23 protein-coding genes and 1 pseudogene are annotated in these 25563 nt (G+C 63.5%); 17 read left to right on the top strand and 7 right to left on the bottom strand.

Going from position 1 to position 25563, the window contains the following annotated elements; genetic code table 11:
* Positions 1 to 121 precede the first annotated feature (121 nt).
* A complete protein-coding gene (locus BSG17_RS17540) occupies positions 122 to 1738 on the top strand; it encodes a bacterio-opsin activator domain-containing protein (RefSeq protein WP_089826418.1) in 1617 nt (538 codons plus the stop codon).
* Positions 1735 to 2715 (top strand): sensor histidine kinase, encoded by a 981-nt coding sequence (locus tag BSG17_RS17535; RefSeq protein WP_089826416.1) that lies wholly within the window; start codon positions 1735 to 1737, stop codon positions 2713 to 2715. Before BSG17_RS17540 ends, BSG17_RS17535 begins: the two co-directional genes overlap by 4 nt.
* A 95-nt stretch (positions 2716 to 2810) precedes the next feature.
* On the opposite strand, the gene BSG17_RS17530 is transcribed toward BSG17_RS17535, so the two are convergent.
* Positions 2811 to 3560 carry a curlin gene (locus BSG17_RS17530; protein WP_089826414.1) on the bottom strand — a complete coding sequence of 250 codons (750 nt, stop codon included), beginning with the start codon at positions 3558 to 3560 and terminating at the stop codon, positions 2811 to 2813.
* A gap of 163 nt (positions 3561 to 3723) precedes the next feature.
* Positions 3724 to 4293: a response regulator gene (locus BSG17_RS17525; protein WP_089826412.1), complete on the bottom strand. Its 570-nt coding sequence runs from the start codon at positions 4291 to 4293 to the stop codon at positions 3724 to 3726.
* A gap of 147 nt (positions 4294 to 4440) precedes the next feature.
* Between BSG17_RS17525 and BSG17_RS17520 the strand changes: the two genes are divergently transcribed.
* Positions 4441 to 6255, top strand: a complete 1815-nt coding sequence (locus BSG17_RS17520) for a sensor histidine kinase (RefSeq protein ID WP_089826410.1) — start codon at positions 4441 to 4443, stop codon at positions 6253 to 6255.
* On the opposite strand, the gene BSG17_RS17515 is transcribed toward BSG17_RS17520, so the two are convergent.
* Positions 6252 to 7730: a PGF-pre-PGF domain-containing protein gene (locus BSG17_RS17515; protein ID WP_170864851.1), complete on the bottom strand. Its 1479-nt coding sequence runs from the start codon at positions 7728 to 7730 to the stop codon at positions 6252 to 6254. The two genes, BSG17_RS17520 and BSG17_RS17515, sit on opposite strands and share 4 nt — an antisense overlap.
* A 206-nt stretch (positions 7731 to 7936) precedes the next feature.
* Here BSG17_RS17515 and BSG17_RS27130 point away from each other — a divergent pair, with 206 nt between their 5' ends.
* Positions 7937 to 8104 (top strand): DUF7331 family protein, encoded by a 168-nt coding sequence (locus tag BSG17_RS27130; RefSeq protein ID WP_170864850.1) that lies wholly within the window; start codon positions 7937 to 7939, stop codon positions 8102 to 8104.
* Positions 8105 to 8251: 147 nt separating this feature from the next.
* The gene (locus BSG17_RS17510; RefSeq protein WP_089826406.1) at positions 8252 to 9430 is read left to right on the top strand and encodes a hypothetical protein; all 1179 of its coding nucleotides are present in this window, start codon (positions 8252 to 8254) and stop codon (positions 9428 to 9430) included.
* A gap of 61 nt (positions 9431 to 9491) precedes the next feature.
* Here the strand turns inward: BSG17_RS17510 and BSG17_RS17505 are convergent, their stop codons facing one another.
* The 3 genes from BSG17_RS17505 to nirK all read right to left on the bottom strand — a co-directional run bounded on the left by BSG17_RS17505 (position 9492) and on the right by nirK (position 12758).
* Entirely contained in the window at positions 9492 to 10751 is a 1260-nt protein-coding gene (locus BSG17_RS17505) for an RNA-guided endonuclease InsQ/TnpB family protein (protein ID WP_089826404.1), read from the bottom strand.
* A 218-nt stretch (positions 10752 to 10969) separates the two neighbouring features.
* Positions 10970 to 11470 carry a VOC family protein gene (locus BSG17_RS17500; protein ID WP_089826402.1) on the bottom strand — a complete coding sequence of 167 codons (501 nt, stop codon included), beginning with the start codon at positions 11468 to 11470 and terminating at the stop codon, positions 10970 to 10972.
* Between the two features lie 199 nt (positions 11471 to 11669).
* Positions 11670 to 12758 (bottom strand): copper-containing nitrite reductase, encoded by a 1089-nt coding sequence (nirK, locus tag BSG17_RS17495; protein WP_170864849.1) that lies wholly within the window; start codon positions 12756 to 12758, stop codon positions 11670 to 11672.
* On the opposite strand from nirK, the pseudogene BSG17_RS28645 reads away from it, so the two are divergent.
* Positions 12642 to 13289: pseudogene (locus BSG17_RS28645) on the top strand (RNA-guided endonuclease InsQ/TnpB family protein); the annotation flags it as partial. The gene nirK and the pseudogene BSG17_RS28645 overlap by 117 nt on opposite strands.
* Before the next feature lie 49 nt (positions 13290 to 13338).
* Here BSG17_RS28645 and BSG17_RS17485 read toward each other — a convergent pair.
* Complete coding sequence (locus BSG17_RS17485) at positions 13339 to 13965, bottom strand: helix-turn-helix domain-containing protein (RefSeq protein ID WP_170864848.1); 627 nt, start codon at positions 13963 to 13965, stop codon at positions 13339 to 13341.
* Positions 13966 to 14214: 249 nt separating this feature from the next.
* Here BSG17_RS17485 and BSG17_RS17480 point away from each other — a divergent pair, with 249 nt between their 5' ends.
* From BSG17_RS17480 to BSG17_RS17430, 11 genes are read left to right on the top strand one after another with little or no spacing between them, the layout of a single operon-like run.
* Complete coding sequence (locus BSG17_RS17480) at positions 14215 to 14790, top strand: hypothetical protein (protein ID WP_089826398.1); 576 nt, start codon at positions 14215 to 14217, stop codon at positions 14788 to 14790.
* Positions 14791 to 14793: 3 nt separating this feature from the next.
* Positions 14794 to 15462 (top strand): Rieske 2Fe-2S domain-containing protein, encoded by a 669-nt coding sequence (locus tag BSG17_RS17475; RefSeq protein WP_089826396.1) that lies wholly within the window; start codon positions 14794 to 14796, stop codon positions 15460 to 15462.
* A complete protein-coding gene (locus BSG17_RS17470; protein ID WP_089826394.1) occupies positions 15459 to 16829 on the top strand; it encodes a cytochrome b in 1371 nt (456 codons plus the stop codon). The genes BSG17_RS17475 and BSG17_RS17470 overlap by 4 nt, the downstream gene beginning before the upstream one ends.
* Positions 16829 to 17008: a DUF8120 family protein gene (locus BSG17_RS17465; protein WP_089826392.1), complete on the top strand. Its 180-nt coding sequence runs from the start codon at positions 16829 to 16831 to the stop codon at positions 17006 to 17008. Before BSG17_RS17470 ends, BSG17_RS17465 begins: the two co-directional genes overlap by 1 nt.
* On the top strand, positions 17005 to 19875 hold the full coding sequence (locus BSG17_RS17460; protein WP_089826390.1) for a nitrate reductase subunit alpha: 2871 nt from the start codon (positions 17005 to 17007) through the stop codon (positions 19873 to 19875). Before BSG17_RS17465 ends, BSG17_RS17460 begins: the two co-directional genes overlap by 4 nt.
* On the top strand, positions 19872 to 20945 hold the full coding sequence (gene narH / locus BSG17_RS17455; protein WP_089826388.1) for a nitrate reductase subunit beta: 1074 nt from the start codon (positions 19872 to 19874) through the stop codon (positions 20943 to 20945). Before BSG17_RS17460 ends, narH begins: the two co-directional genes overlap by 4 nt.
* A gap of 26 nt (positions 20946 to 20971) precedes the next feature.
* Positions 20972 to 21781, top strand: a complete 810-nt coding sequence (locus tag BSG17_RS17450; RefSeq protein WP_089826387.1) for an ethylbenzene dehydrogenase-related protein — start codon at positions 20972 to 20974, stop codon at positions 21779 to 21781.
* A gap of 4 nt (positions 21782 to 21785) precedes the next feature.
* A complete protein-coding gene (locus BSG17_RS17445) occupies positions 21786 to 22484 on the top strand; it encodes a molecular chaperone TorD family protein (protein WP_089826385.1) in 699 nt (232 codons plus the stop codon).
* On the top strand, positions 22481 to 23389 hold the full coding sequence (locus tag BSG17_RS17440; protein WP_089826383.1) for a DUF8068 family protein: 909 nt from the start codon (positions 22481 to 22483) through the stop codon (positions 23387 to 23389). Before BSG17_RS17445 ends, BSG17_RS17440 begins: the two co-directional genes overlap by 4 nt.
* On the top strand, positions 23386 to 24270 hold the full coding sequence (locus tag BSG17_RS17435) for a HEAT repeat domain-containing protein (RefSeq protein WP_244531585.1): 885 nt from the start codon (positions 23386 to 23388) through the stop codon (positions 24268 to 24270). The genes BSG17_RS17440 and BSG17_RS17435 overlap by 4 nt, the downstream gene beginning before the upstream one ends.
* Positions 24271 to 24272: 2 nt before the next feature.
* Complete coding sequence (locus BSG17_RS17430) at positions 24273 to 25529, top strand: P-loop NTPase (RefSeq protein ID WP_089826381.1); 1257 nt, start codon at positions 24273 to 24275, stop codon at positions 25527 to 25529.
* Positions 25530 to 25563: the final 34 nt, after the last annotated feature.

The raw sequence follows: 25563 nt of genomic DNA, 5'->3' as shown, positions 1-25563 counted from the left end.
CCGAGCCCGAACTCGTAGTGATGACTCTAGATACTGAACACCGGAGTGAACGAGTCGAACGTCACCCACGACACGGAGTACCGAGACAAAGGTTAACAATGTTTCTGGTGCGAGTACTACTATGGAAGCGGTGCTCGACCACGTCGCCGACGGCCTCCTCGTCGTCGACGACGACTGGCAGATAACGACGGCCAACGCCGTCGCCCGCAGCCTTCTGGGCACCGAGAGGGAAGCGCTCGACGGAGCAGACGTCAGAGCCGTCTTTCCGCGGTCGATCGAGTCGACGTTCCACGGCCGATTCGCCGGCGACGACGCGCTGCCTGCAGACCTCTCGTTCGAGGAGTACTTCCCCGAACTGGAGCGGTGGCTCGACGTGCGGACGGTCGCCACCGAGGACGGGATGGCTGTCGTCTTCACAGACGTCAGCGACAGGAAGGGGCTCGAACGCCAACGCGACGAGCGGGACGCGGAACTGGCCAGACTCACTCGCATCGACGGACTCGTCCAGGAGATCGTCGACGACCTCGTGGGCGCGACGACTCGAGAACAGATCGAACGGACGGTGTGTGAGCGATTGGCGGCGACCGATCTCTACGAGTTCACCTGGATCGGTGAGCGCGAGATGGGGAGCGACCGACTGAGCCATCGCGTCGGCGCCGGTGAGTACGACGAGGTCCTCGAGTTCCTCGAGGCGGGCGTCGAAGACGACGAGACGTGCCTCCCCGAACACGAGGCGTTGCGAACGGACGAGATTCACGTCGTCCGTCAACTGGTCGAAGACGAAGCGGTGCCGGAGCGAGTGCGACGGGCGGCGTTCGCCCGAGGACTTCAGTCGAGTATCGCGGTCCCGCTTCGCTACGGTAACACCACGTACGGCGTGCTCGGAGTGTACGCGACACGCACCGACGCCTTCAGCGAACGGGAACGACAGAGCTTCGAGACGCTCGGCGTCGTCACCGGGTTCGCGATCAACGCCGCCCGGCAACGTAGCCTTCTGCTCTCGGATACGGTCGTGGAACTGACGTTCCGCGTCTCGGATTCGGAGACCCTCTTCGCCGACACGTCGGCAACGCTCGAGTGTACTCTCGGCGTCGAAGGAATCGTCCCGAGAAACGCCGAATCGCTGTTGTTCTACCTCCGCGTCGAAGGCGCCGACCCCGAGAGATTCCTCACACTCACCACGGAGCGACCCGAGGTAACTGGTGGGCGACTGATTCACGACGTCTCGGATGACGAGGGTGATACCGAGGGCGGTCTCGTCGAAGTGACGGTCGCCCACGGCTCGCCGCTGCTCGTGCTCGTCGAACGTGGTGCGACGATCCGGCGAGCGGAGTTCACGGAGGGAGTCGGTCGAATCGTCGCAGAGGTCGCCCCGAGTGAGGACGTCCGAGAGATCGTCGAAGCCGTCGGAGAGGCGTTCCCCGGAGCCGAGTTGCTCTCGAAACGCGAGCTCGAACGGCCCGTCGAGACCGCTCTGGAGTTCCAGAGTGCGCTCTCCCGCGATCTCACCGACCGCCAGCGGACGGTGCTCCGGACCGCCTACCACGCGGGGTACTTTCAGTCGCCCCGGGATAGCACCGCCGAACAGGTAGCCGGTGCGCTCGACATCTCGTCCCCGACGCTCGCCCATCACCTCCGTGCCGGCCTCAGCAAACTACTCGACGCGTTCTTCGACGAAGATGCGGGTACCGACCGACGCCGAACGGCAGACACGCGGCAGTCGGGGACGGACAGATGATCGCCCCCGACACGTCTCCGCTCTTTCGATCGTTTCCCGACCCGCTCGTCTCCTATCGAATCGAAGACGGGAACGCTGTCGTCAGTGCGGTCAACACTGCGTTCGAGAACGTCTTCGGTGTCCAGCAGGCCGACGTCGTCGACGACGCGCTCTCGGAGTACCTCCCCGAGCATCGAGGTGACGGTGACCGTCGCCAGCATCGACGAATTACCGTCGAGACGGGACGGGACGCGGACGACAAGCCACGACGGTTCTCGCTTCGACACGTCTCCCACTCGGAGCGAGAGGAGACGGGTTATCTCGTCTTCACCGAGGAGACGAGTGCGGATCGGCGGGCGAGAGCGGCCGAGTCGCGGGCCGAACGAGCCGAACGGCTCGCGAGCGTCGCGGCTCACGACCTCAGAAACCCGCTCGAAGTGGCGAAGATCCGGCTCGAGGCCGCTCACGAAACCGGGGAGACGGAGCACTTCGAGAAGGTCGAAGACGCACTGGACCGCATCCAACAGATCGTCCGGGACGTCCTCGCCGTCGGGGGGAGGGCGACCTCGACAGAGAGAGTCTCGCTCGCAGACGTCGCTCGCGCGGCGTGGTCGACCGTCGACACGGCCGACGCCACGCTCGACGTGCGGGAAGGACTGCCGACCGTCGTGGCCGACGTCGATCACCTCCGGCAACTCTTCGAGAACCTCTTCCGAAATGCGGTCGAACACGCCGGTCCCGACGTGACGGTCACAGTCGGGGCGACGGAAGAAGGGTTCTTTGTCGGCGACGACGGACCCGGTGTCCCACCGGCAGACAGAGACTCCGTTCTCGACCCGGGGTACTCGACTGCCGAGGGGAACACCGGTCTCGGGCTAGCGATCGTCGCACAGATCGCAGACGCACACGAGTGGCGTCTCTCGGTCGGAGCGACGGAGAGCGGAGGGGCCCGGTTCGCGTTCAGCGGGGTCGACGTCGTCGAGGCGAAAGCGGAGTGAGCGGCCGCCCGCGTCGGGGTCCACCGCGGTCCACTCGTGACCTCGTCACGCCTCAGACTCCCGTCTCTCCTATCGCGAAATGGTCGTCTGTCCGTTCAGCCCTGGACGACGACGGCGGTACTTCGCTGGTCGACGTCGGCATCGTTGTCATCGCCGTCCTGCACAACTGTGGCCTTGCTGCGCTGGTCGACGTCGGCGTCGCTGTCTTTGCCGTCCTGCACGACCGTCGCGTCACTGCGCTGATCGACGTCGGCGTCGTTGTCTTTGCCATCTTGACGGACGTCGGCCTCGCTGCGCTGGTCGACGTCGGCGTCGTTGTCCTTGCCATCTTGACGGACGTCAGCCTCACTGCGCTGATCGACATCGGCGTCGTTGTCCTTACCGTTCTGACGGACGTCGGCCTCGCTGCGCTGATCGACGTCTGCGTCGTTGTCTTTGCCATCTTGACGGACGTCGGCCTCACTGCGCTGGTCGACGTCTGCGTCGTTGTCCTTGCCATCTTGGAAGACACCAGCTTCGCTGCGCTGGTCGACGTCGGCGTCGTTGTCCTTGCCATCTTGGAAGACACCAGCTTCGCTGCGCTGGTCGACGTCGGCGTCGTTACAGTCGCCTCTCTGGAAGATCTGGGCCAGGCTGCGCTGGTCGATATCGGCGTCGTTGTCCTTCCCGTTCTGGAAGATGTCTGCGATGCTACGCTGGTCGATGTCGGCGTTCGTCGCGTCGCACACGTCCGGATGAGCGTTCGAGCTGTCGTCCGGGGTGGCGGCCGCGCTGCCGGTTACCGTCGCGCCGACGAGCGCCGCGGCGAACACCAACGTCAGGATCGTTCGTAGGGTACGTTTCATAGCGTTCTCACCTGGGGTTTCTCTCGAAACTCCGTTTAGTCAGATGCCGCTATCCCAGGAATAGCACGGTTCTCGATACTGAGGTCGGTACTTCTTGATACAACCCTCACTATCTAGATCGGGGGTAGCGACCGACAGAGGTTCCGAACGGAGTCGTCGAGTCTCATCCGCTCCCCCGGTCGATCGCGGTGAACGATTCGATCATCTCCTCGAACTTCTCGGACGGGACGTCCAGCTCGGCGCGTAGCTCGTCCGCGCGCCGTTGCATCCGGACGTACTCGCTCGACGCCTCCAACTGTTCGGGGGTCCGTTCGTCTGACAGGACGGCCAGTTTGGCGGTCAGGCTGAAGAACTCGGTGAGTGGGTCGTCGAACGACGCCGCCTCCAGCTGCTGTTCGATCGCCGAGAACAGGTCTGACTTCTCGATCGGCTTACAGAGATAGTCGTCGAACGGCATGTCGACGATGCCGAAGTCGGGATCGACTGCGGTGACCATGATGACGCGACAGTCGTATCCCCGCTCTCGGATGTTCGCGAGAACCTTGTCACCCGAGAACGGCATCCGTCGGTCGAGCAGCACGACGTCGACGCTGTCGTCGACGACCTCCAGCGCCTCCTCCCCGCCGTACGCCGTCTGTACGTCGTAGCGGCCGCGAAGACGAAGTGCGTACGCGTCGGCCACCTCCCGTTCGTCGTCGACGACGAGCACCGTGGCGTCCGGTTCATGGCTCATGATAATAGTTAACATCTACGTTGGCGACTGCCGACGAAATATGTTCGTGTCGCCGATCGGGGCGAATCCGTCCGGTTCGACCGACAGACTGTCGAAAACAGTGGATTGACCACGGGCTATTTGCCTGCCTATAGGTAACATACACCAATGGCGAGGCTCCGTACGAAGTTCGCCGTCGTCCTCGTCGTCGTCACACTCGTGTTGGCCGGGTCGGTGTACGTCGCACTGGAGCAGTACAAACGCGACGCCGTGAGCGAGGTCAACGACAGCGTCGACGAGACGGCCACGCTCGCCGCCGGTCAGATCGACTCGAGAGTTCGAGACCAACGAGACTACGTCGGTCTCGTGGCATCGCGCCCACGTGCCGCGCAGTTCGATCAGAGCGAGCAGTTTCTCGACGCCTTCCTCGCCAACTCTCGATTCTACGCGGCACAGATCGTCGCGGCGAACGGGACGGTCGTCGCGTTCCGAGGCGACATCGAGGAGTCGAACCGGCGGTCCGTCCTCGGCTCTGACCGAAGTGATCGAACGTACGTCCGACGTGCACTATACGGAGAGACGTACGTAGCCGACGTTCGGTCGGTCAACGGGTCCAGCGAACACGTCCTCCTGATCAGCGCGCCGATCTTTCAGGACGGGGAGGTCGAGGGAGCGCTCGTGGCGGCGTCGTTTCTCGACACACAGACGGCGTTCGACACGGTACCACCGCTGGAAACCAGTTCCAAGACGGTGCGCATCGCCGACGACGAACGGACGCTCTACGCGAGCGACCGCACGTTCGAGTCGTCGGTTCGGTCGACGGCGTCCGTCGAGACCACTGGCTGGACGGTCACCGTCGCACGAGATCGCTCGGCGCTAGACGAACGGCTGCAGACGTTGGCCCTCTTTCAGGGCGTCGAACTCGGCATCGTCCTCGCGCTGATGGTCGGGTTCGGCTACTGGCAGTACGCCGTCAGCCTCCGTCAGACCGAGCGGTTGCTCGGAGGGTTCGAGGCGCTCGGCCGGGGTGATTACGACTACTCCGTCTCGTTGCGCGGGGGGTCGGAGTGGGAACAGATCGGTGACGGGTTCGACGGACTGGCGACGACGCTGAAAGCACGCGAAGCGGCGGTACGCGAACACAGACAGCGTCTCGAGGTGCTCCACCGGGTGTTGCGACACAACCTCAGAAACGAGATGAGCGTCGTGATGAACTACGCGGACATCGCCGCCGACTTCACGACCGACGACCGAGTCGCCGATGCCATGGAGGTAGTTCTCGGCGCCAGCCGCGATCTCACCCGACTCAGCGAGAAGGCACGACAGATCGAGGAGGCGATCGACACCGGCCGACGGCGACGACCGGTCGACCTCACCGAACTCGTCGAGACGACGGTCGCGGACCTCCGTGAGGAGTACCCTGACGTCACGCTCGTCACGTCGCTTCCGAATTCGTCGTGGGTACTGGCGAGTCCGTCGCTCCGGCGCGCCGTCGAGAACGTCTGTGAGAACGCCTGCGAACACAACGACGACGCCACCCCTCGGGTCGAGGTGTCGGTCACCGACCCCGCCGATCCCGAAGAACCCGAGACGAGCGATCCAGCGACGGCGACCGAGGAGCGGGCGATCGGGGTGCACGACGGCGGTCGAGAGCAGGTTCGACTCGTCGTCGTGGACAACGGTCCCGGCATCCCCGAACGGGAACTGACCGCACTCCGTCAGGGGCGCGAGACGGAGCTCGAACACGCGAGTGGACTGGGACTCTGGCTGACGTACTGGGTCGTCGACAACTCCGGCGGTGAGATCGAGTTCGCCGACGCGGAGCCTCGCGGGGCGGTCGTCACCATCGACCTCCCCGGAACGTCTCCGGCGGCGTCGGACGCTCCATCGAGTGAGCGAGAGGGGAGCGACGACGCTCTCCCGGTCGACGACGGTCGATCCGAGAGAGCAGAGGAAGACAGCGGCGAGTCGTCGAGCAGCTAGCGCCGTCGGCCGAACGTCAGCCCCACAGTCAGGACGAGCAGCGAAGTGACGAGAGCGACGACACCGAACCCCGGTGCCGCCGTTACCGTCTCGTCCAGGTCGCTTGCTCCCTCTGGCCCGTCTCTGCCCGTCGTTTCGGAGCGGACGACGGCGACGTTCGCGACGAACCGGTCGTTGACGTACAGGTCGTAGCTCCCGGGGGCGTCGAACGACCGCTCGAAGATCGCCTGCCGCGTCCCGCCCGGCGCGATCGACAGTTCGCGGCGGTCGACGACGGCCCCTTGGAGGATGAGTTCCACGTCGTACGTTCCGTCGGCACTCCCGACGTTGGTCACTCGGACCACCGTGTCGACTCCCTCGCCGGTCCGGACGGTCGTCACGCTGACGACCGCCTCGTCGATGCGGAACTTCGCCTGTTTGATGCCGGTGACGAAATCCGACAGCCCCGGCGAGGAGGCTCGGAAGAAGTAGTGCGTCCCGCCCTCCCCGACGAACTGCGTCGGGAGCTCGACCCACGACCCGTTCTGATAGCGGTACAGTGCGACGTCCTCCGGCCCAGTCTCGTTGCCAGCTAACAGTTCCTTCCGGACGCGGAACGCGACGTCGACGTCACTGACGTTCTCGTTGTCGATGGTGTGGTTGATGCGGACGAACGCGGACGACTCGGTACCGTCGGTCAGGTCAAACGCCGGCGACTCGGCGAGTCGGTCGGAACTCTTGGCGACGCTGAGATCGAAGTCGCCCGAGCGTCTCGGAACGAGCGAGAGCGCGTCGACTGCGACCGCGTCGTCACGGGTCAACGGCCACGAGAGGTTGACTGTCTGGGAAGCGTTCACTGTGGCATCTTGCACCGTCGCGTTCACGATCGTGCGGTCTTCCAACACCATCGACGGAGAGATGTCGGCGACCGTCTGCGTGTTCGTGAGCCAGACGTCAACCTGTGGAGCGTTCGAGTCGTTGCTTAAGAGACGGAGCGACGCGAACTGCGACCTCGCAGTGGACGGTGTGAACGACACCGTGAGGGTGCGACTCTCGTTCGGGTCGATCGTGAAGGAGGACGGGCCGTCGTACGCGAACTCGTCGTCGGTAGCGTCGACGAGTAGCGCCGACTCGACTGCCAGTGGCGCGTCGCCCTCGTTCGTGACGGTCACCGTCTCCGCGAACTGCTCATCCGTCTCGTTCGGGAACTGCACGACATCCGGCCGGACGGCGATCGCCGGTGAGGTCTCCTCCTGGAGGGAGCGTTCCTGCCGGTCGCCGACTGTCGATCCTGCCGGCTCTCGGCGCTGTGCTCGCTCGGCGACCGCCATCTCGACTGCGGGTGCACGTCCGTCTGACTGGGCCGCCGCCTCTGTGCCGGGAGGGGTGCTACCGAGTGTGGCTTCGGCGGCGACGCTCCCCGGTATCGCCGTCACCGTGAGGACGACGAGACACACGGAGAGGCTAGTAGTCCACCGTTCCGAGCGTGTGTTCATTGTCACCATACTACATGATACAGTTCGTGGATGACCGACTTCACTGTACGTTTCTTCTGACGAGGCCTCATGTCAGACGGGTCGTCCGCCGGAGAGACGAGACACTATGCTCAGAGTCTAGACTCGGCTCTCGAACTCGGAGGTTGGCTGTCTAGATGGACCAGTTACCGTCGTGTCTGTCGTCCACCTAAGTGGAGAGAAGACAGATGACCACTGCTCACCACCCCGGCACGTCCGACACCGAAGTCGAACCGTCCGTCCCGACGTCGCACAGCTGCCTCGAACTACAGGAGGCGGTTCTCATCTACGACCGTGAGAACCCGGAACGGTGGATTCAGGCCGCCGAAAGCGTCGTGCTGCTCGACTGCCGGTGAACGTCGCCACCGCCGAACTCGTCGCCCGCGGAAACGAGGGTGACTTCCCCCAATTCTCGCCGCGTCCACTGTCCGACAGCACCCCCGCTGTCGGGAGGACGGACGGAGAGTTAATGTGTCGGCAGAGAGATATACGCTTGGCTCAACATGGCTCCAGCGACCGTCTCACGGTGGGCACGACGCTACGTCCTCGTCAGCGCGCTGTCGCTCCTCTCGTGGCAACTCGCCGCCCTCGTCGGCGTCCCCCGTCTGACGGAGATGTTTCTGGCGCTCTTCGGGTTCGTCCTGCACATGGTGTTCGGGAAAGCCTACTCGCTCGTTCCGAGCTACTTCGCCCGCACGGTCGCCTTCCCGCGTGCGCCCGCCGTCCAGTTTCCGCTCGTCGTTCTCGGCACTGGCAGCCTCGTCGGTGCGTCGTTGCAGTTCGGGCCGTCGTGGCTCGAACCGGTGGGTGCGCTCCTGTGGTCGCTCGGCGTCATCGTCTTTCTCGGTACGCTCTTCTGGACCCTCCGGACGAATCTCACGGGACGCGAGACTGCGACGGGAGAGACGAACGTCGACCGACGACCGGTTGACCGGACGGCCAACGGGTTCGTCCCCGTCGCCTTACTCTATCTGGCCGTCGGCAGCTACGAGACGCTCGCGATCGCGACGTCGCTCCCACCCCTTCTCGACGGCTACTTTCCTCGCGTGACGCATCTCATCGCCGCCGGGACTGCCGGACTGTTGATTTTCGCACTGGGCTTTCGACTCCTCCCGCGGTTCTTGGTCGCACATCCGCCGCGTCGACTCGTCGTGCTCGTCCTCGCGACCGGCGCAGTCGGACCGAGTCTGCTCGCCGTCCACCTCTGGAACGCGCCGTGGTTCTACCTCGGTGCACTGCTCGAGACCGTCGCAGTCGTCGGCTTCGCCCTGGGGTACGGACTGTTGTTCGTCCGTTCTGACCGCCGACGCGTGGGGTTTTACGGGGTGCTCGCGGGCGCACTCTGCGGCGTCGTCGCCGCCGCTCTCGGAGTGGGGTTCGCGATCGGCCACAGCGCTTCGTCGGCCGTGCTCGCGCATCTCCGATTGAACCTGCTCGGCTTCCTCGGCCTCTCGATCGTCGGCATCGCCTACCAGTTCTACCCACCGGCGATCGGAACGCTCCCGGGCGCGTCGAACCGCACCGCCTTCGTCTCGATCGGCGCACTCGCGGGCGGTCTCTTCGGACAGACCGTCGGACTCGTCGGCGGGGTTCCGGCGGCGACGACGCTCGGCGAACTGTCGACGCTGGTCGGTGCGGCGCTGTATCTCTTTCTGCTCGCTGCAGTGTTTCAGACCCGTTGACATCCTCCCCGCCCTAAAGGGCGAGGATTCCCGACCGCGTTGGGATATTACGGTTCGCGGTTCACAACTGTTCTCGTGGGGCGAAAACGCCCTCACTACGGTCGAACAGGTGAACCGCTGGCTGTGCCAACCAGCCGTTATCCCTATCGCCGCCATCCGTGGCGAGACTCGGGAGTACCTTTTGTCGAATGTTCTCCGCACCGTTCACGTCCGCGTTCGCAACCGTATCGCACTTCTCGCACACGTACAGGCCACGTTCAACTCGCTGAGTGTCGTCCGTGTGGCCGCACGCCGAACACGACTTCGACGTATCGCGTTCGGACACCAACTCCACGTCGATGCCTTCTGCTTCCGCCTTGTAGTCGAGAAGCGTCGTGAAGCGGTCGAACGCCCACCCGTGCAAGTCGAGATTACCGTGGTCGCCCCAATTCCGAGATTCACCGTTCTCGTCGTCCTCTCGAATCCCACCGAGGTCGCCCACGACAAGCGTACCAACACCTCGTTCAACGCACTCCTTTACGGTTGCTTTTGAGAGTGCGTGCAAGAAGTGCGTCCGACGGCCCGTTCGCTTGCGGTCAAGTCGGGTGGCTTCTCGGGATGAGGAATCGTCGCACTTGGCTTTCTTCTTGGAGAAGTAGTATTCGTCTTCTTTGAGTGCGCCACCGGGATACAACACGGATTCACCGCCGAACGAGACGGCGGCGAAGTTGCAAATCCCGAGGTCAACACCCGCCACTCCGTCACCCGGCGGTTCCGGGTCGATGGTGGTTCGACAGACGAATTGGAGTCGCCACTCGTCGCGTTTGTAGACGGCGCGAACCTGTTGAATGTCCCACTCGGTTAGGTCAACACCAGGGCGAGTCTGGTACTCACACAGGATGAAGTCCGAACGGTGTTCTTTCAGGTTGCGGCCTTTTGAGAGGCGAACACGGGTGAACTGTGCATCGTGCTTGAAGCCAGCCGCTTTGAACGACACGGTTGAACGCGGGTGGGAGTCTCCGTTTTTGCGGTAGCCGGGCGGTCGGGCACGGTCGTCTCCGTTCCGACGCTTGCCGAACCAGCCGTTGAACGCTTCAGCGAGTTCTTCGAGAACGCGCTGACTGGATTGAGAATGCAAGTCCGTGTAGCGTTCGTGGCCTTTGAGTTCGGCTTTGAGTTCCCCGTCATCGGGAATCTCGCCCGTTTCGTCCCACTGTTCTTGTGCGTAGTAGCGACCGACGTTCCAGAGTTTTGAGGCGGCCCATCCAAGTTGGTCGAGGTCGTCACGAACCTGTTGCTGGTTCGGTATTGTGGCCTCGAAGGTTCGGATGGTTCGACTCATTTTCTGGCTTCATAACTGGTTATGAACGCCGTTCTGTTAATGATGTCGATTGGCGTGGAATATCCGGCCTTGCTATCGACGGTAGATTGTGTAGGAATTGTCGGCTGTATCCCCGCCCTGAAGGGCGGGGTTTTAGCCTTGAAACTTCCATAACTCAGGCTCGGGCGGAACTCCGACTGTGTTTCTCGAAGAACAAAAACCCGCGTCGAGCACCGTACCTACGGGTACTGTCTGTCTGGTTCGGTCATGGCGTCGAGGTTCGTCGCCGTCTCGAAGATGACGCCGTTCAACTCGTCTGCGGTGTCGAAGTACCAGTACGGCACCTCCCCGTAGACGCCGCTCTGGAGGACGGGGAAGCCGTTGTCCTCGAACGTCTCGACCACCGACTCCGTGTCCTCGAACGCGAAGCAAGCGATGTGGTGGAGCCCTTCGCCGTGTTCATCTAGATGTTCGGTATAGATGCTCTCGCCCTCCTTTGGTTCGATGAGTTCGAGCATCGTCCCGCCGAGGGTGGTGAGCGCCAGCGTCATGCTGTAGTCGCGGTCCTCGCCGCGGAACGTCGTGTCGTGGAGCGTCGGTGGTTCGAACTCGTAGACGTCCCACGGTTCGACGCCGAGGAGCGCGCCGAAGCGGTCCATCCCGTCTTCGATGTCCTCAACGACGAACGCGACCTGTGTGATCTCCGGAATCTCGATACCGAGGTCTGGTACTGATGCCATGTCAGATAGTCACTGCCACGGACGATATAGATATCGAGCAGATTGCCACGGGTCACCTGACCCGTGGTCATTCACTGCTTCGAAGCCGACGAAGACTGTCTGAAGTATCGAACTATCATATTCGGAAGAAAGAGTGGACGCACAGTTGGGTCGAACTCTCGATCCGAGAGGAGTCGGCGAGCGCCCGGCGCAGGCGTGCTCACCCCTGGGCGGGCTCGGGATCGTAGATCTCGGGGTCTTCTTCGCCTTGCACGTCGATGGCAGCCAGACAGCCCTTCCGTGCGACGCGGCTGAGTGCGTGGTCGACGAGCTTGATCGGTCCCGGGACGGGTGCCGAGAGGATCGCGATGACCGCACTGCCCGGCAGGACGGGCGTCGTCTGGACGAATCGGTGTGGGTCCGAGCCGATGGCCCCTTGGGGGTAGACCTCGTCCCAGACCGATCCGATGGGGTGGAAACTGCTGAGCAGGTTCGGCCCACCGACAGCGAAGTAGACGCGGGCGGTTTCGCCGACCGTCATCTGCATGTCGTTGTACCCCTGCGGTCCGATGGCGTACTTCTCCCCGTTGATGAGGACGTACGTCGCGTCTTCACGTGCCATCGCCTCGAAGTCGAACTCGTGGTGTCCCTGCTCGCCAGTCTCCCCCGTCGTGTAGAGTTCGTGCTGGCCGAGGTAGAACTCGTGGTCGACCGGCGGCAGCCCCTCCTCGGGTTCGACGAGGATCGCGCCGAACATCCCCGCCGAGATGTGGTAATCGAGGTTCGGGACGGCGCAGTGGTAGACGAATAGTCCCGGATAGGTCACCTTGAACGTGATGCGTTTCGTCTCTCCCGGCATCACCATCGTGTCTTCGGCCCCGCCGCCGGGACCACGGACCGAGTGGAGGTCGATGTTGTGCGGCATCGAGTTGTCCGGGTGGTTCGTGACGGTGAGGTCGACCGTGTCTCCGACCCGCGTGCGGATGAACGGCCCCGGGATCTGGTTGTCGAACGTCATGTACGTGAACGTCACGCCGGGTTCGACTTCGGCAACCAGTTCACGAGTTTCGAGTTCGACGACCACCGTCTCCGGGGTCGTCCGCATGATCGGTCCGGGGATGGCCGTGGGGTCGGCCGCGATGCGGTCGACGTCGACGGGAAGCGCCCCTGTGAGCGATCCGGGTGTGGCGACGGAGTCGACCGAAATCTGACCAGTGTTCGTCGTGCTGAGGCAGCCAGCGACTGCCACCGCACCGACTCCCTCACCCACAAACGCGACGAGTACGAACGCCGACGTGGACGCCTGCAACAGACGGGCACTCGTTCCGCACACCTCACGATTCAGTCCATCGGCAGTCGCTTCTCAGACTGGTCGTTGGACTGGTTGCACAACCGAGCGAACGAGCTCATCGAAGAAGCCCACAACGCGGATGTGGATGGCATCATTTTCGAGAACCTCGACCACATCCACGAGAACATCGCTAATGGCTAGAAGTTCCAGCAGTGGGCCTCCGCCAAGTTTGTTGAACTCGTGGAGTACAAGGTTGAATCCACAGAGTTGTTTGTGGACTTCGTGAATCCGGCGTACACGAGTCAGCGTTGCTCGTACTGTGGATTTACTCACGAAGACAATCGGGACGACAAGCACTTCAAGTGTCAGGACTGTGGGTACGAGGTAAACGCGGATTACAACGCGGCGAAGAACATCGCCGTCCGATACTGCGGGTATATCCATCGCGGGCAGAAGTCTCGCGGTGGATGGGCCACCAGTCAACTGGCCCTCAAGTCAGGGACGTTGAACGTGAACGGCGAGTATTCGCCTCCCACTGTGAGTGGGTAGAACGGGAGTCCACTGACAAGCCTCGGGCTTGACCCCGAGGCGGTTGACACTATCCCAGCAGTTGGTTCAGCAGTTTGGTCTGTGCTGCCGAGAGATGCTCGACGAACGTCGACCTCGACACGCCGATTTCGGCGGCCACTTCTTTCGCATTTGCCCCCTTCGGATACTCGAAGTAACCCATCTCGTGGGCGACCTCCAGAATCTCGAGTTGGCGACGAGTGAACAGCGACCGATCGAGAAAGACGAGCGAGGAGTCGCCGTCGCTCATCTGTGACTGGGTGAGTCGTCTAATGTGGACTGTTCCGTACGCGGCTTCCAACTCCGCTATGATCTGTCGGAGAGTTTCGGTGTCGTATGTGAAGAACGTGAGCCGGAGCTGTCCGTGTTCGGCGTAGACGTCGCGCACCAGACAGTCGTACTGTTCGATGTGGTCGCACGGGCAGGTGTGATCCACGTGGCGATGCGTTCGATAGACACGCTTCGATTCGTACGAGAAGAGCGGTTCCATGTTTCCAGGGTCGTCACCCGATTCGACGGTGAACTCGACCGGTTCGAGATCCGATCCATTCGGATTCCCCCGTTTCACCGACGAGATCGTCGAGTTCTCACTGAGAGCCGCAATCGAACAGGCGCCTTTACAGGCGAGTTCGATCTCCGCGTGTATTCCCTCAGCCATAATTGAAAGAGACAGACAATCGGCATAAAATCTCGTTACAGACCGATTGAGAGTTATAAAAACCCGTTGTTCTGTGGGTTGTGAACTACTAACACACGAGGCAGTATTTTGTATCGTCGATCGGCGGTTACACAACCGTGCAGTCGGCCACCTCGACCCGGTCTCAGCCACCGTCGAGGGTGTTCCGCAATCAGTCGTCGAGTCGCGGGGTGCTCGAACCCCCACAACACACCAGCGAGCCATCGAGATATGAGAAAGGAAACGGTCACAATCGGCGTCGTCCTGTTGGCTGTCCTCCTACCGATGTGGTACATCGGCCTGCAGGGAGAGCCACCGGCAGAGGAGATCGAAATCGACCAGAGCGTGACTGAGATGCAACCGCTGGCAGGGTTCGTCGACACGCCGAACAAACTCTCGCCGAGTCAGGTCGGCGTCATCGTCTGGGTCGCACTTTTCGGACTCGTCGGCGTCCTCAGCGGAGCTCACCGATTCATGAACGAGGCCGTTAGACCCGACGACGACGCGGATGCCGCTGTCGCCGACGGTGGCCGAGTCGGTCTCCCGTGGTTTCAGACGGAGTCACGGTGGGTCGTCGAGTACCACGACTCCTCGGATGCGATCGAGGGAATCGTCGTGATGGGTGGGCTGACGATCCTCGCGATCGTCTTCGCAGCGTTGTTCACGGGCGAGTATCTGACTCTCGCTCGAACCCAGTATTTCGGCATCTACGCGGCGGGAATGTTTCTCTCGTTGGCCGCGTCGACGATCGCGTACTACGCGTGGTTCATGCCACACGTCGAAGTGGCAGAACAGCGGGGGCACTGACCGATGCCCACCGCACCTCACGACGACGGGCGAAACTCGACGGCCGACGACTCGACCGCCACGTGCTGTGACTGTCGGAGCGACGGCGGGCGGCCGAGTATCTACTCGGACACGAGGGCATCGCTCGTCCGCCGTGACTACGCGAAGATCCTTGCGACGATCGGTGGCCTCACCGCACTGGGAAGTCTCGCTGCCCCCCTCGCCGGCCTCACGCGCGTCTTCGAACGGAGATATACGGGCCCGATCTACTCGAACGGCGTCCCTCTCGTCGATAGTACCGGGACACGCATCACCGAGGACACCCTCGCGATGGGGGAGGCGATAACCGTTTTCCCGGAACCTCGTCCCGGTATCGAGAAGGCTCCGACGTTACTCGTCCGCTACCCCGAGGAGGCGTTCAGCGAATCGACGCGAGCCGAGTACACGATCAGCGGGTATGCAGCCTTCTCGAAGGTCTGTACGCACGCCGGCTGTATGGTCTCGGAGCGAGAGGGCGACACCTTCGTCTGCCCGTGTCACTTCGGGAAGTTCAATCTCCAAGACGGCGCGAGCGTCGTCGGTGGGCCGCCACCCCGGCCACTGCCACAGCTCCCGATCACGCTCTCGAGCGAGGGGACACTCGTCGCGACCGGTGACTTCGTCGGTACAGTTGGACCGGGAGGTGAGTCGTGAGCCGTCTCACTCGGGCGTACGAGTGGTTCGACTCCCGATTCGATCTGAGGCGAGCACAGACTTTCCTCGGGAAGGCGTTCCCGGCCGAGGACTCGTTCCTGCTCGGAGAGGTCGCGCTGTTCTGCTTCTTCGTGTTGGTCGCGACCGGCATCTTCCTGGGGTTCTTCTTCGAACCGAGTACGAGTACCACCACTTACGAGGGGAGCGTCGCTCAGTATCAGGGCGACGAGTTGCCCGAATCGTTCGTGAGCGTCCTGCACATCACCTACGACGTCCCGTTCGGGATGCTCCTGCGGCGGATGCACCACTGGGCAGCCCACCTGTTCGTCGCGTCGATGGCGCTCCACATGCTCCGCGTCTTCTTCACCGGCGCGTACCGGAACCCACGAGAACCGAACTGGCTCGTCGGGACCGGTCTCGCAGTCGTGTCGATGTTCGCCGCCTATACGGGGTACGCCCTCCCCTTCGACGAGTTCGCCAGCACCGCGACCGGCATCGGTTACAACATCGCACTCTCGGTGCCAGTCGTCGGTGACGCCATCGCGAAACTCGTCTTCGGAGGACAGTTCCCGTCGAGTGCGACGATTCCACGGTTCTACTTTTTACACGTGTTCGTCTTACCCGCGATCATCGCGGGGCTCATCGGCGTCCACATGGTGATCTTGATCCGACAGAAACACACCGAACACGCTCGCGACGACGACGTCAGCGGACAGCGACGAGTCACACGGGATGACGACAGTGTGGTCGTCGGGCTCCCGGCGTTCCCCAACCAGGCGGCGGTCAGCGCGGTCGTGTTCTTCCTGACACTCGCGACGCTGTCGCTGCTCGCCGGCTTCCTTCCCGTCCACAACATCGCAGAGTACGGACCGAACGACCCGGCGGGGACGCCGGGACTGATCATGCCGGACTGGTTCTTGATGTGGCTCTACGGCTTCCTGAAGGTCATCCCGGGGTGGCTCAGTTTCACCATCCCGATCGTGGACATTCACGTCAACACCGAGTTCATCGGAGGGATCTTCCTCCCCGGACTCGTCTTCGCGGCGGTGTTCCTGTGGCCGTTCGTCGACCGGTCCGAGAAGCCGACGCACTTTACGGCGAGTCCCCTCGATCGACCCTGGCAAACCGCCGTCGGCATCGCGGCGGTGGTGTTCATCATGATAGCCTCGATCGCGGGGATGAACAACATTCTCGCCGGGATTCTGGGAACGACTACCGACGCGATAACGACCGGTCTCGTCGTGTCGATGATTCTGGGACCACTTTTCGCGGGCGGCATCACGTATCTCGTCCTCGGCGGACGGGGCGAACGAACTCGCTCGGATCGGAACCCCCAGTCGACCGACGAGAGGGGAGGTGACGACTGATGAGCGTGACGCTCTCGGCGACTCGCTACCGTCGCCTCGACCGACTCACCAAACTGCTCGGCGTCGCGTTCGTCGCGATCGGTCTCGAGACAGGCGGACAGACGGCGGTCGGAATCGCGTTCGGTGCACTCGGCGTTGCACTGGCAGTACTCACGGTTTTCATCGAGTGTGAACAATGACTGATCGACACGAAGCCACGGAACGAGACGAGTCGAACACACTGCTGTCAGGAGTCGACCGGCGAGGATTCCTCAAAGGCATCGGCGTCGCCGGACTCCTCGGTGCATCGGGGACGGGACTCGCAGACGACTTCCTTCGGATGGACGGTCTCGAAGTCGTCGACGACCCGATCGGTAACTACCCCTATCGCGACTGGGAGGACCTCTACCGGGAGGAGTGGGACTGGGACTCGACCGCCCGGAGCACCCACAGCGTCAACTGCACGGGGAGCTGTTCGTGGGAGGTGTTCGTCCGGAACGGACAGGTCTGGCGCGAGTCGCAGGCCGGCGACTACCCTCGCTTCGACGAGAGCGTCCCCGACCCGAACCCTCGAGGCTGTCAGAAGGGGGCGTGCTACTCGGACTACGTCAACGCCGACCAGCGAATCAAGTATCCCCTGCGACGGACTGGCGCCCGCGGCGAGGGGAAGTGGCAACGGATATCATGGGACGAGGCGTTGACCGAGATCGCCGAGAAACTCGTCGAGGAGGTCACCGCGGGGCGGTACGACGCCATCAGCGGGTTCACGCCGATCCCTGCGATGAGCCCCGTCTCGTTTGCCTCCGGGTCGCGACTTGTCAACTTGCTCGGCGGCGTGAGCCACTCCTTTTACGACTGGTACTCGGACCTCCCGCCCGGCCAGCCCATCACGTGGGGCCACCAGACGGACAACGCCGAGAGCGCCGACTGGTACAACGCCGACTACATCGTCGCGTGGGGGTCGAACATCAACGTCACGCGCATCCCCGACGCGAAGTACTTCCTCGAGGCGGGCTACAACGGGACGAAACGCGTCGGCGTCTTCACCGACTACTCCCAGACCGCCATCCACTGTGACGAGTGGATCGGACCGACACCCGGAACGGACACGGTGCTCGCCCTCGGGATGGCCCGGACGATCGTCGACGAGGAACTCTACGACGAGGCGCACCTCAAAGAGCAGACCGACATGCCGCTGCTCGTCCGCGAAGACACGGGGAAGTTCCTCCGGAGTGCAGACATCCGAGACGGCGGCGACGAGAACGTCTTCGTCATGCAGGACGCCGACGGAACACTTCGGACCGCCCCGGGTTCGCTCGGGAACCGCGCCGGGAAGTACGACTCGGAGGCGAGCATCGAACTGGAGTTCGACCCGCAGCTGGCGGTCGACCGAACGGTCTCGACGGGCGACGGCGACGTCCGTGTCAGAACCGTCTGGCTGCGCCTCCGCGACGAGCTCGCGACGTACACCCCCGAGTACGTCAACGAAGAGTCGGGAGTCGGCCAAGAGACCCACCAGCGTGTCGCTCGCGAGTTCGCACAGGCCGAACGCGCGAAGATCATCCACGGGAAGGGCGTCAACGACTGGTATCACAACGATCTCGCGAACCGCGCCATCCAGTTGCTCGTGACGCTCACCGGGAATCTCGGCCGACAGGGGACCGGACTCGACCACTACGTCGGCCAAGAGAAGATGTGGGCGTCCCACGGGTTCTCGGAACTGTCGTATCCGACTGGGAACGTCCGCGGCGTCGCGACGACGCTGTGGACGTACTACCACGCGGGGATTCTGGACAACACCGACGAGGACACCGCCCGGCGCATCCGGGAGTCGGTCGACAACGGGTGGATGCCGCTGTACCCCGCAGAGCGACCGAACGGGTCGCGGCCCGACCCGTCGGTGATGCTCGTCTGGCGAGGGAACTACTTCAACCAGGCGAAGGGGAACGTCGCCGTCGAGGAGACGCTCTGGCCGAAACTGGACCTCGTGGTCGACATAAACTTCCGTATGGACTCGACGGCGCTGTACAGCGACATCGTCCTCCCGACGGCGAGTCACTACGAGAAGTACGACCTCTCGATGACGGACATGCACAGCTACGTCCACCCGTTTACGCCGGCTGTCGAACCGCTCGGCGAGTCGAAGACGGACTGGGAGATCTTCCGTCTCCTCGCCGAGAAGATCCAGGAGATCGCGACCGAGCGTGGACTCGCCCCCGTGCAGGACCGGAAGTTCGACCGGGAGATCGACTTACAGTCGGTCTACGACGACTACGTCAGAGACTGGCTGACCGGCGAGGAGGGAGCGCTCGAAGCGGACAGAGCGGCCTGTGAGTTCATCCTCGACCACTCCGAGGAGACTAACCCACAGGACGTCGACGACCGGATCACGTTCGATCAGATCGAAGAGCAGCCGCGCCGGTTCCTGGCGACGGGCGATCACTGGACCTCGCCCATCGAGGAGGGCGAGGCGTACACCCCGTGGAAGCAGTTCGTCCAGGACAAAGAGCCCTGGCCGACGTTCACCGGTCGCCAGCAGTACTACATCGACCACGACTGGTTCCTCGACCTCGGTGAGGAACTGCCGACGCACAAACAGCCGACGAACGAACAGGACCCCGACGAGTATCCGCTGCGGTACAACACCCCGCACGGTCGGTGGTCGATCCACTCGACGTGGCGAGACAACGAGACGCTGTTGCGCCTCCAGCGTGGCGAGCCCGTCGTCTACCTGAACCCGGATGACGCTGCTGCTCGCGACGTCGAAGACGGCGATACCGTCCGCCTCTACAACGACCTCGGGTCGGTCGAACTTCAGGTGAAGATCTACCCGAGTGGCGAACCCGGGACGGCGCGGATGTTCTTCGCGTGGGAGAAGTTCCAGTTCGCCAGTCGCAACAACTTCAACACGCTCGTGCCCATGTACATGAAACCCACTCAGCTCGTCCAGTACCCCGAAGAGAGCGGTGAACACCTCTCGTTCTCCCCGAACTACTGGGGACCGACGGGAGTGAACAGCGACGTTCGCGTCGAAGTCGAGAAGATCGACGGAGGTGACGGAGAATGAGTCAGTCGGACCACCACGTCCACCTCGCCGACGGCGTCGACCACCAGGTCGCGATGGTGATGGACCTGAACAAGTGCGTCGGCTGTCAGACCTGTACGGTCGCCTGCAAGACCAACTGGACGCAAGGTGGCGGCCGAGAGTACATGTACTGGAACAACGTCGAGACCAAACCCGGCGAGGGGTACCCGCGGAACTGGGAGGAGTCAGGTGGCGGGTACGAGTCCCGAGAGCAGGCACACGACTCGGCACACGGCAATCGGCGTGAGGGAACGATTCCGCCGCAGAAGGACTACGGTCGCGCCTGGGAGTTCAACCACGAACAGGTCATGTACAACGGGAGCGACGAACCGCTCCGGCCGGTGGACAACGACCCCGAGTGGGGGCCGAACTGGGACGAGGACAAGGGCGCAGGCGAGTTCCCGAATTCCTACTACTTCTACCTGCCCCGAATCTGCAATCACTGTACGCATCCCTCCTGTGTCGAGGCCTGCCCGCGGAAAGCGATCTACAAACGACAGGAGGACGGGATCGTCCTCGTCGACCAGGACCGCTGTCGAGGCTACCGCTACTGTGTCGAGGGCTGTCCCTACAAGAAAGTGTACTACAACGCGGTGAAGAAGACGTCCGAGAAGTGCATCTTCTGTTACCCACGTATCGAAGGTGAGGGACCCGACGGCGAGGTTCGTCCCCCCTCGTGTGCGGCAGACTGCCCGCCGCAACTGCGCGTCGTGGGGTTTCTCGACGACGAGGAAGGGCCGATCCACAAACTCGTCAACGAGTGGCAGGTCGCGCTTCGACTGCATCCGGAGTACCGGACCGAACCGAACGTCTACTACATCCCCCCCTTTGCACCTCCACAGCACTCCGACGACGGCGAGACGCTCGACATCGATCGGATTCCACGAACGTATCTCGAGAACCTGTTCGGTGACGACGTCCACGACGCGCTCGACACGATCGAACGCGAACGCGACAAAGTCAGACGCGGCGGGTCCAGCGAGTTGATGGACCTGCTCACCACCACGAACCCGGCCCAACAGTATCGGCTCGAGGTGTTCGAGGATGAGTGACGAGGGTCGACTCGAGGTGTTCGAGGATGAGTGACGGCGGTGTCGAGCTGAGCGTCCTCGTCGTCTGTCTCGTCGTCGTCGCCGCGTTCGTCCCCGCGTTCGTCTCCGGTCAAGCGGCGTACGACGTCCCTGTCGAGTACGCTCCCGGTGAGGACGACACGCTCGCCGACCCCGGGAGTGCCGTGTGGGCGAGAGCGACGACCGTCGACATCCCCGTCACGAGCGCGCCGAGTACGGTCCCGAACGCCGACAACACGTCCGTCACGCAGATCGACGTTCGGGCCGTTCGGACCGACAAGCGACTGTCTCTCCGACTCTCGTGGCCCGACGAGACTCGGGACGCGAACAGTTCGGACCCCCGGGAGTTCCCCGACGCGCTCGCGGTCCAGTTCCCAGTCGGAAACGACACGCAACCGGGGATCGCGATGGGGAGTCCGCAGAACCCGGTCAACGTCTGGTACTGGAGTGCAGACAGGGGCGGCGAGGAGCTACTCGCGGGCGGAGCGGGATCGACGACGCGGTTCCAGACGGTGACGACAGAGACGACGGCAACCTACAAGAACGACCGTTGGACCGTCGTGTTCAGCCGCTCGCTGGAGCCGGACGGAGCGAACCGGACGACGTTCCCCACAGACCGCGACACCGACCTCGCGTTCGCCGTCTGGGACGGTTCGAACGAGGAACGGTCCGGTCGGAAAGCCGTGAGCGAGTGGTACTTCCTCGCGCTGGGACCAGGGCCGCAGGGACCACCGTACGAGACGCTGCTCTGGACCATCGCAGGGGTCGCAATCGTCGCCGTCGCCGCGGTCACCATCTCGGCGGTTCGCCGAACCTGAGATCATGTCTCCACACACCACCCCCGACAGTTCGAGAGGACCAGACGACGTCGACAGAACCGCTGCCGCCAGAGGTGGCGTCTACGCACTCCTCGCACGGGTGTTCCGTGACCCCGACGAGGAGTTCTACGACGCGCTGACCGACGGGACGCTCGACGCGACGCTCACGTCGCTCCTCGACGACAGCGCACTCGACGTCGCGACACCGACGCTATCGACGACAGACGACTACGACACGCTCTGTGCGCGGTACAACGATCTGTTCGTCGTCGGCTTCTCCGAGGTGGTTGACCCGATGGACGGGACGATGTCCTCACAGGGACCGGCGGTTCCGCTGTACGAGTCGGACTACCGACCGAACGTCTCGTGGAACGACGTGAACCTCGACCTCGCGCGTGCCTACGAGTACTTCGGTGTGAACGTCGACCAGACCGACCGCGACAACCACGACCATCTCCGACTCGAACTCGAGTTCGTGGGGTATCTCTGTCGGCAGGCAGCAGTCGGTCACACCGACCTCCACCGTGCACGACTCGACTTCCTCGACAGACATCTCCGCGTCCTCGCACCGGGTGTCGAAAAGCGGCTCGAGTCCGAACCTGGGACCGGCATCTACGGCGAGTTCGCGTCGTTTCTGGACCGATTCAGTCGGGCCGACGTCGACGACCTCGCCGAGCGGTTCGACGGTGGTGAGACAGGGTGAGCCAGCATCGTGACCACGACCGTGACCGAACAGCGAGCGTCCGGTCTGCGACCACCGAAGTCGTCTCTCAGCTGCGGACACACACCCAGCAGGCCGAGACCGTCGCCGTGGTGGGTGCAGTAGCGACGGTACTCACAGTATGTCTCGTCCGTATCGCACTGAACGCGCCCGTCTCGCTCCCGAGTGCCGTCGCCGACACATACGACGTCGTGAGCACCGCAGCACTCGTCGGACCTGCTCTCGCGGCTCTCTGTTTCGGTGTGACCAGCGACCGACTTCCCTCGCGGGTCGGCTACCTCTGTCTCGGCGTGTTCGCGTTGCTCACGACGCTCACGTCGTCGCTGTCGATCCCGGCCGGCGTCGCCCTCGTCGCTGGTGGGGCGCTCGTCGTCTCGTCACGGCCGACCCGTCGCACGACTCGGTCGTCCGTCGTCGCGGGACTGTTCGCCGTCGCGGTCGTGCTCGCACTCGGAAGCGCGGTCGGCGTACTATCCGTCTCCCTGCGGTCTGTCGGGACGACCGCTTGGCTGGTCGGGCTCGCCTGTACCCCGTGGTTGACGCATCCGCGTCGCGGTGAACTCCTCCTCGGCGTCGCCGTCGCGGGTGGCGTCCTGACGAGCGGTGTCGCTGCGCCGTTCGTCACGGGCGCGATCGCACTCGTCGGCTTCGCAGTCGTCGGTGCGCCCTTCGCCCTCGTCGCCCTCGGGTTCGGTGGTGTGACAGCGGCGCTGGTCGGGTCCGTCCAGGCAGGGCAGCGAACCCGTGCAGTCGGTCTCGGACTGCTTCTGTTCGCCGGAGTGCCAGCGACGATTCCCCGCGCACTCGCGGTCGTCCTCGGCGTCACACTCCTCGTGGACGAGAGTCACCTGGTGAGCGATGGTCACTCGAGAGGTGACCGCCGATGACCGACTCCGACGACCCCGACTGTCCGTCGTTCGACCCCGACCGGCCGATGGATCCGGAGGAAGCAGCGGAGGGGCCGACCGACCCGCGTGTCCATCCGGAGGCGAGTCCGGGGTTCGACGACGACCGCGAGGGACTCGACGAGATTGAGGTGAGTCGCGACGTCACCATCGGCGACGCGTCGAAGCGAGAACTGTCGGCGAGCGACGTCGCACCGCTGGTCGACGAGTCGGTCGCGACGAAACTCGAAGCGCTCACGCAAGGCGACCTCGTCGAACGACGACGCGCTGCACTCGCGCTCGCAGAGGCGGATCGGAGCCGTCCCGTCGTCGACGCGCTCGTCGTCGCCGGGCGAACCGACGACGACAGTGAGGTCCGCCAGTTCGCCGTCGAGGCGTTGGGAAAGCTCGGAGGTGAGCGATCGGAGGTGGGGGCACTTGCGATCGCCGACGACGACGACCCGTGGGTCCGAGCCGAAGCCATCGTCACGCTCGATCGACTCGACCGGGTTGCACACGCCGAGCGGATCGAAGACGGACTGACCGACGACCACCACGCGGTCAGACGGAACGCCGCCATCTCGCTTTTCAAACATCGCGGGGAGGCGATGTGCGACACGTTGCTCGAACAGACCGAAGACCCCAGCGAACGGGTTCGTGAGTGGGCGACGCATCTGCTCGCCGGCGTCGACGACGACCGGGCCGAATCGCGACTGGAGGAGATCGCCGCAGACGACACCGAGTGTGAGATCGTCCGCCGAACTGCGGTCCACGCACTGCAGACCGACGCGGGGAAGTTCCGTCGGCAGTTCCGCGGTGCACTCGACGAGACGACGCAGAAACTCCCCGGAGAAGATCCGCTCAACCGGCAGCCAGAGCTCTAACCATGTCAGAACACGATCCACAGTCAGCGACGAAAGACGACGTCGAAGCGGCACTCAGAAACGTCAGAGATCCGTCTCTCGATGTCGACGTCTTCGAGGCGGGACTGGTCGAGAACATCCGCCTCTCGGGCGGTCGCGTCACGATCGAGGCCGACCTCTCGGAGTTCAGACCGCAAGAGAGCGACGCGGTGATGAACACGATGCTGCAGGCGGTGTCGACTGTACCGGGTGTCGAACAGGCACACGTCGAACACGCCGTCCCCACAACCGACGGTCGGGACGTGGGCGTCGAGGGTATCGATACCGTCATCGCCGTGGCGTCTGCGAAAGGCGGCGTCGGCAAGTCGACGGTCGCAGTCAACCTGGCGTGTGCACTCGCTGGACAGGACGACGTCGGTGTGTTCGACGCCGACATCCACGGACCGAACGTCCCGTCGCTGCTCGAAGTCGGCGGTCCGATCTACTCCGACGACGACGGTAACCCAATCCCGGTCGAAACGAACGGGCTGGAGGTGATGAGCGTCGGGCTGATGGAGTCCGGCGCACCGCTCGCCTGGCGCGGCGCGATGGCGCACGACGCACTCACAGAACTGTTCGAGGACACCGCGTGGAACGATCGGAGCACACTCGTCGTCGACCTCCCGCCGGGGACGGGCGACGTCGTCCTGACGACGCTGCAGGAGGTTCCGATCGACGGTGTCGTGTTCGTCACGACGCCGTTCCACGCCGCCGTCACGGACACAGACCGCAGTATCGCCCTGTTCGAAGAGAACGACGTGCCGGTCCTCGGGGCGGTAGTCAACATGGGGACGTACACCTGTTCGTCCTGTGGGGACGAACACTCGCTTTTTCCCGACGAGAGCCCGCTCGCCGGCATAGACGCACCGATACTCGAAGAACTTCCGTTCACGTCGGAGCTGCAGCGCACACCGACGCCGACCGACGTTCCATCGGTGGTAACCCGACTCGCCGAACGCGTCAGGGGTCGGCTGGACGACGTCTGGAACGTCGATATCCCGGAGGGAGCACTCGACCTTCGGGGCGTTCCGTCGGCCGAGCGGCACGAACGGGTCGAACGGAGGTTCACGTCACTCTCGTCCGGCGAGTCATTCGTGCTCGTCAGCGACCGGGACCCGACGCCCGTTCGAAGCTTTCTCACCGAGTTAGTCGATGGGGACGACGAGACGATCAGCCTCGACCCGTTCACGGTCGAACGCGCGACTCCGGAGACGTGGGTTCTCGAAACCGAGCATCCGTGAGATCGGTTCCGGCGTGGTTTCCGCGCGTGGCGAT

The organism is Halogranum amylolyticum, assembly GCF_900110465.1.
Lineage (GTDB): Archaea > Halobacteriota > Halobacteria > Halobacteriales > Haloferacaceae > Halogranum > Halogranum amylolyticum.
This window is presented reverse-complemented; position numbering and strand designations above follow the sequence as displayed.

Bases quoted from the DNA above. Each gene is read 5' to 3' on its own strand.
- narH (WP_089826388.1), top strand. From the start codon at position 19,872: ATGAGTCAGTCGGACCACCACGTCCACCTCGCCGACGGCGTCGACCAC.
- BSG17_RS17435 (WP_244531585.1), top strand. From the start codon at position 23,386: ATGACCGACTCCGACGACCCCGACTGTCCGTCGTTCGACCCCGACCGG.
- BSG17_RS17510 (WP_089826406.1), top strand. From the start codon at position 8,252: ATGGCTCCAGCGACCGTCTCACGGTGGGCACGACGCTACGTCCTCGTC.
- BSG17_RS27130 (WP_170864850.1), top strand. From the start codon at position 7,937: ATGACCACTGCTCACCACCCCGGCACGTCCGACACCGAAGTCGAACCG.
- BSG17_RS17530 (WP_089826414.1), bottom strand. From the start codon at position 3,560: ATGAAACGTACCCTACGAACGATCCTGACGTTGGTGTTCGCCGCGGCG.
- BSG17_RS17525 (WP_089826412.1), bottom strand. From the start codon at position 4,293: ATGAGCCATGAACCGGACGCCACGGTGCTCGTCGTCGACGACGAACGG.
- BSG17_RS17450 (WP_089826387.1), top strand. From the start codon at position 20,972: ATGAGTGACGGCGGTGTCGAGCTGAGCGTCCTCGTCGTCTGTCTCGTC.
- BSG17_RS17465 (WP_089826392.1), top strand. From the start codon at position 16,829: ATGAGCGTGACGCTCTCGGCGACTCGCTACCGTCGCCTCGACCGACTC.
- BSG17_RS17485 (WP_170864848.1), bottom strand. From the start codon at position 13,965: ATGGCTGAGGGAATACACGCGGAGATCGAACTCGCCTGTAAAGGCGCC.
- BSG17_RS17515 (WP_170864851.1), bottom strand. From the start codon at position 7,730: ATGAACACACGCTCGGAACGGTGGACTACTAGCCTCTCCGTGTGTCTC.
- BSG17_RS17475 (WP_089826396.1), top strand. From the start codon at position 14,794: ATGCCCACCGCACCTCACGACGACGGGCGAAACTCGACGGCCGACGAC.
- BSG17_RS17535 (WP_089826416.1), top strand. From the start codon at position 1,735: ATGATCGCCCCCGACACGTCTCCGCTCTTTCGATCGTTTCCCGACCCG.
- BSG17_RS17430 (WP_089826381.1), top strand. From the start codon at position 24,273: ATGTCAGAACACGATCCACAGTCAGCGACGAAAGACGACGTCGAAGCG.
- BSG17_RS17480 (WP_089826398.1), top strand. From the start codon at position 14,215: ATGAGAAAGGAAACGGTCACAATCGGCGTCGTCCTGTTGGCTGTCCTC.
- BSG17_RS17445 (WP_089826385.1), top strand. From the start codon at position 21,786: ATGTCTCCACACACCACCCCCGACAGTTCGAGAGGACCAGACGACGTC.
- BSG17_RS17505 (WP_089826404.1), bottom strand. From the start codon at position 10,751: ATGAGTCGAACCATCCGAACCTTCGAGGCCACAATACCGAACCAGCAA.
- BSG17_RS17540 (WP_089826418.1), top strand. From the start codon at position 122: ATGGAAGCGGTGCTCGACCACGTCGCCGACGGCCTCCTCGTCGTCGAC.
- BSG17_RS17460 (WP_089826390.1), top strand. From the start codon at position 17,005: ATGACTGATCGACACGAAGCCACGGAACGAGACGAGTCGAACACACTG.
- BSG17_RS17520 (WP_089826410.1), top strand. From the start codon at position 4,441: ATGGCGAGGCTCCGTACGAAGTTCGCCGTCGTCCTCGTCGTCGTCACA.
- BSG17_RS17500 (WP_089826402.1), bottom strand. From the start codon at position 11,470: ATGGCATCAGTACCAGACCTCGGTATCGAGATTCCGGAGATCACACAG.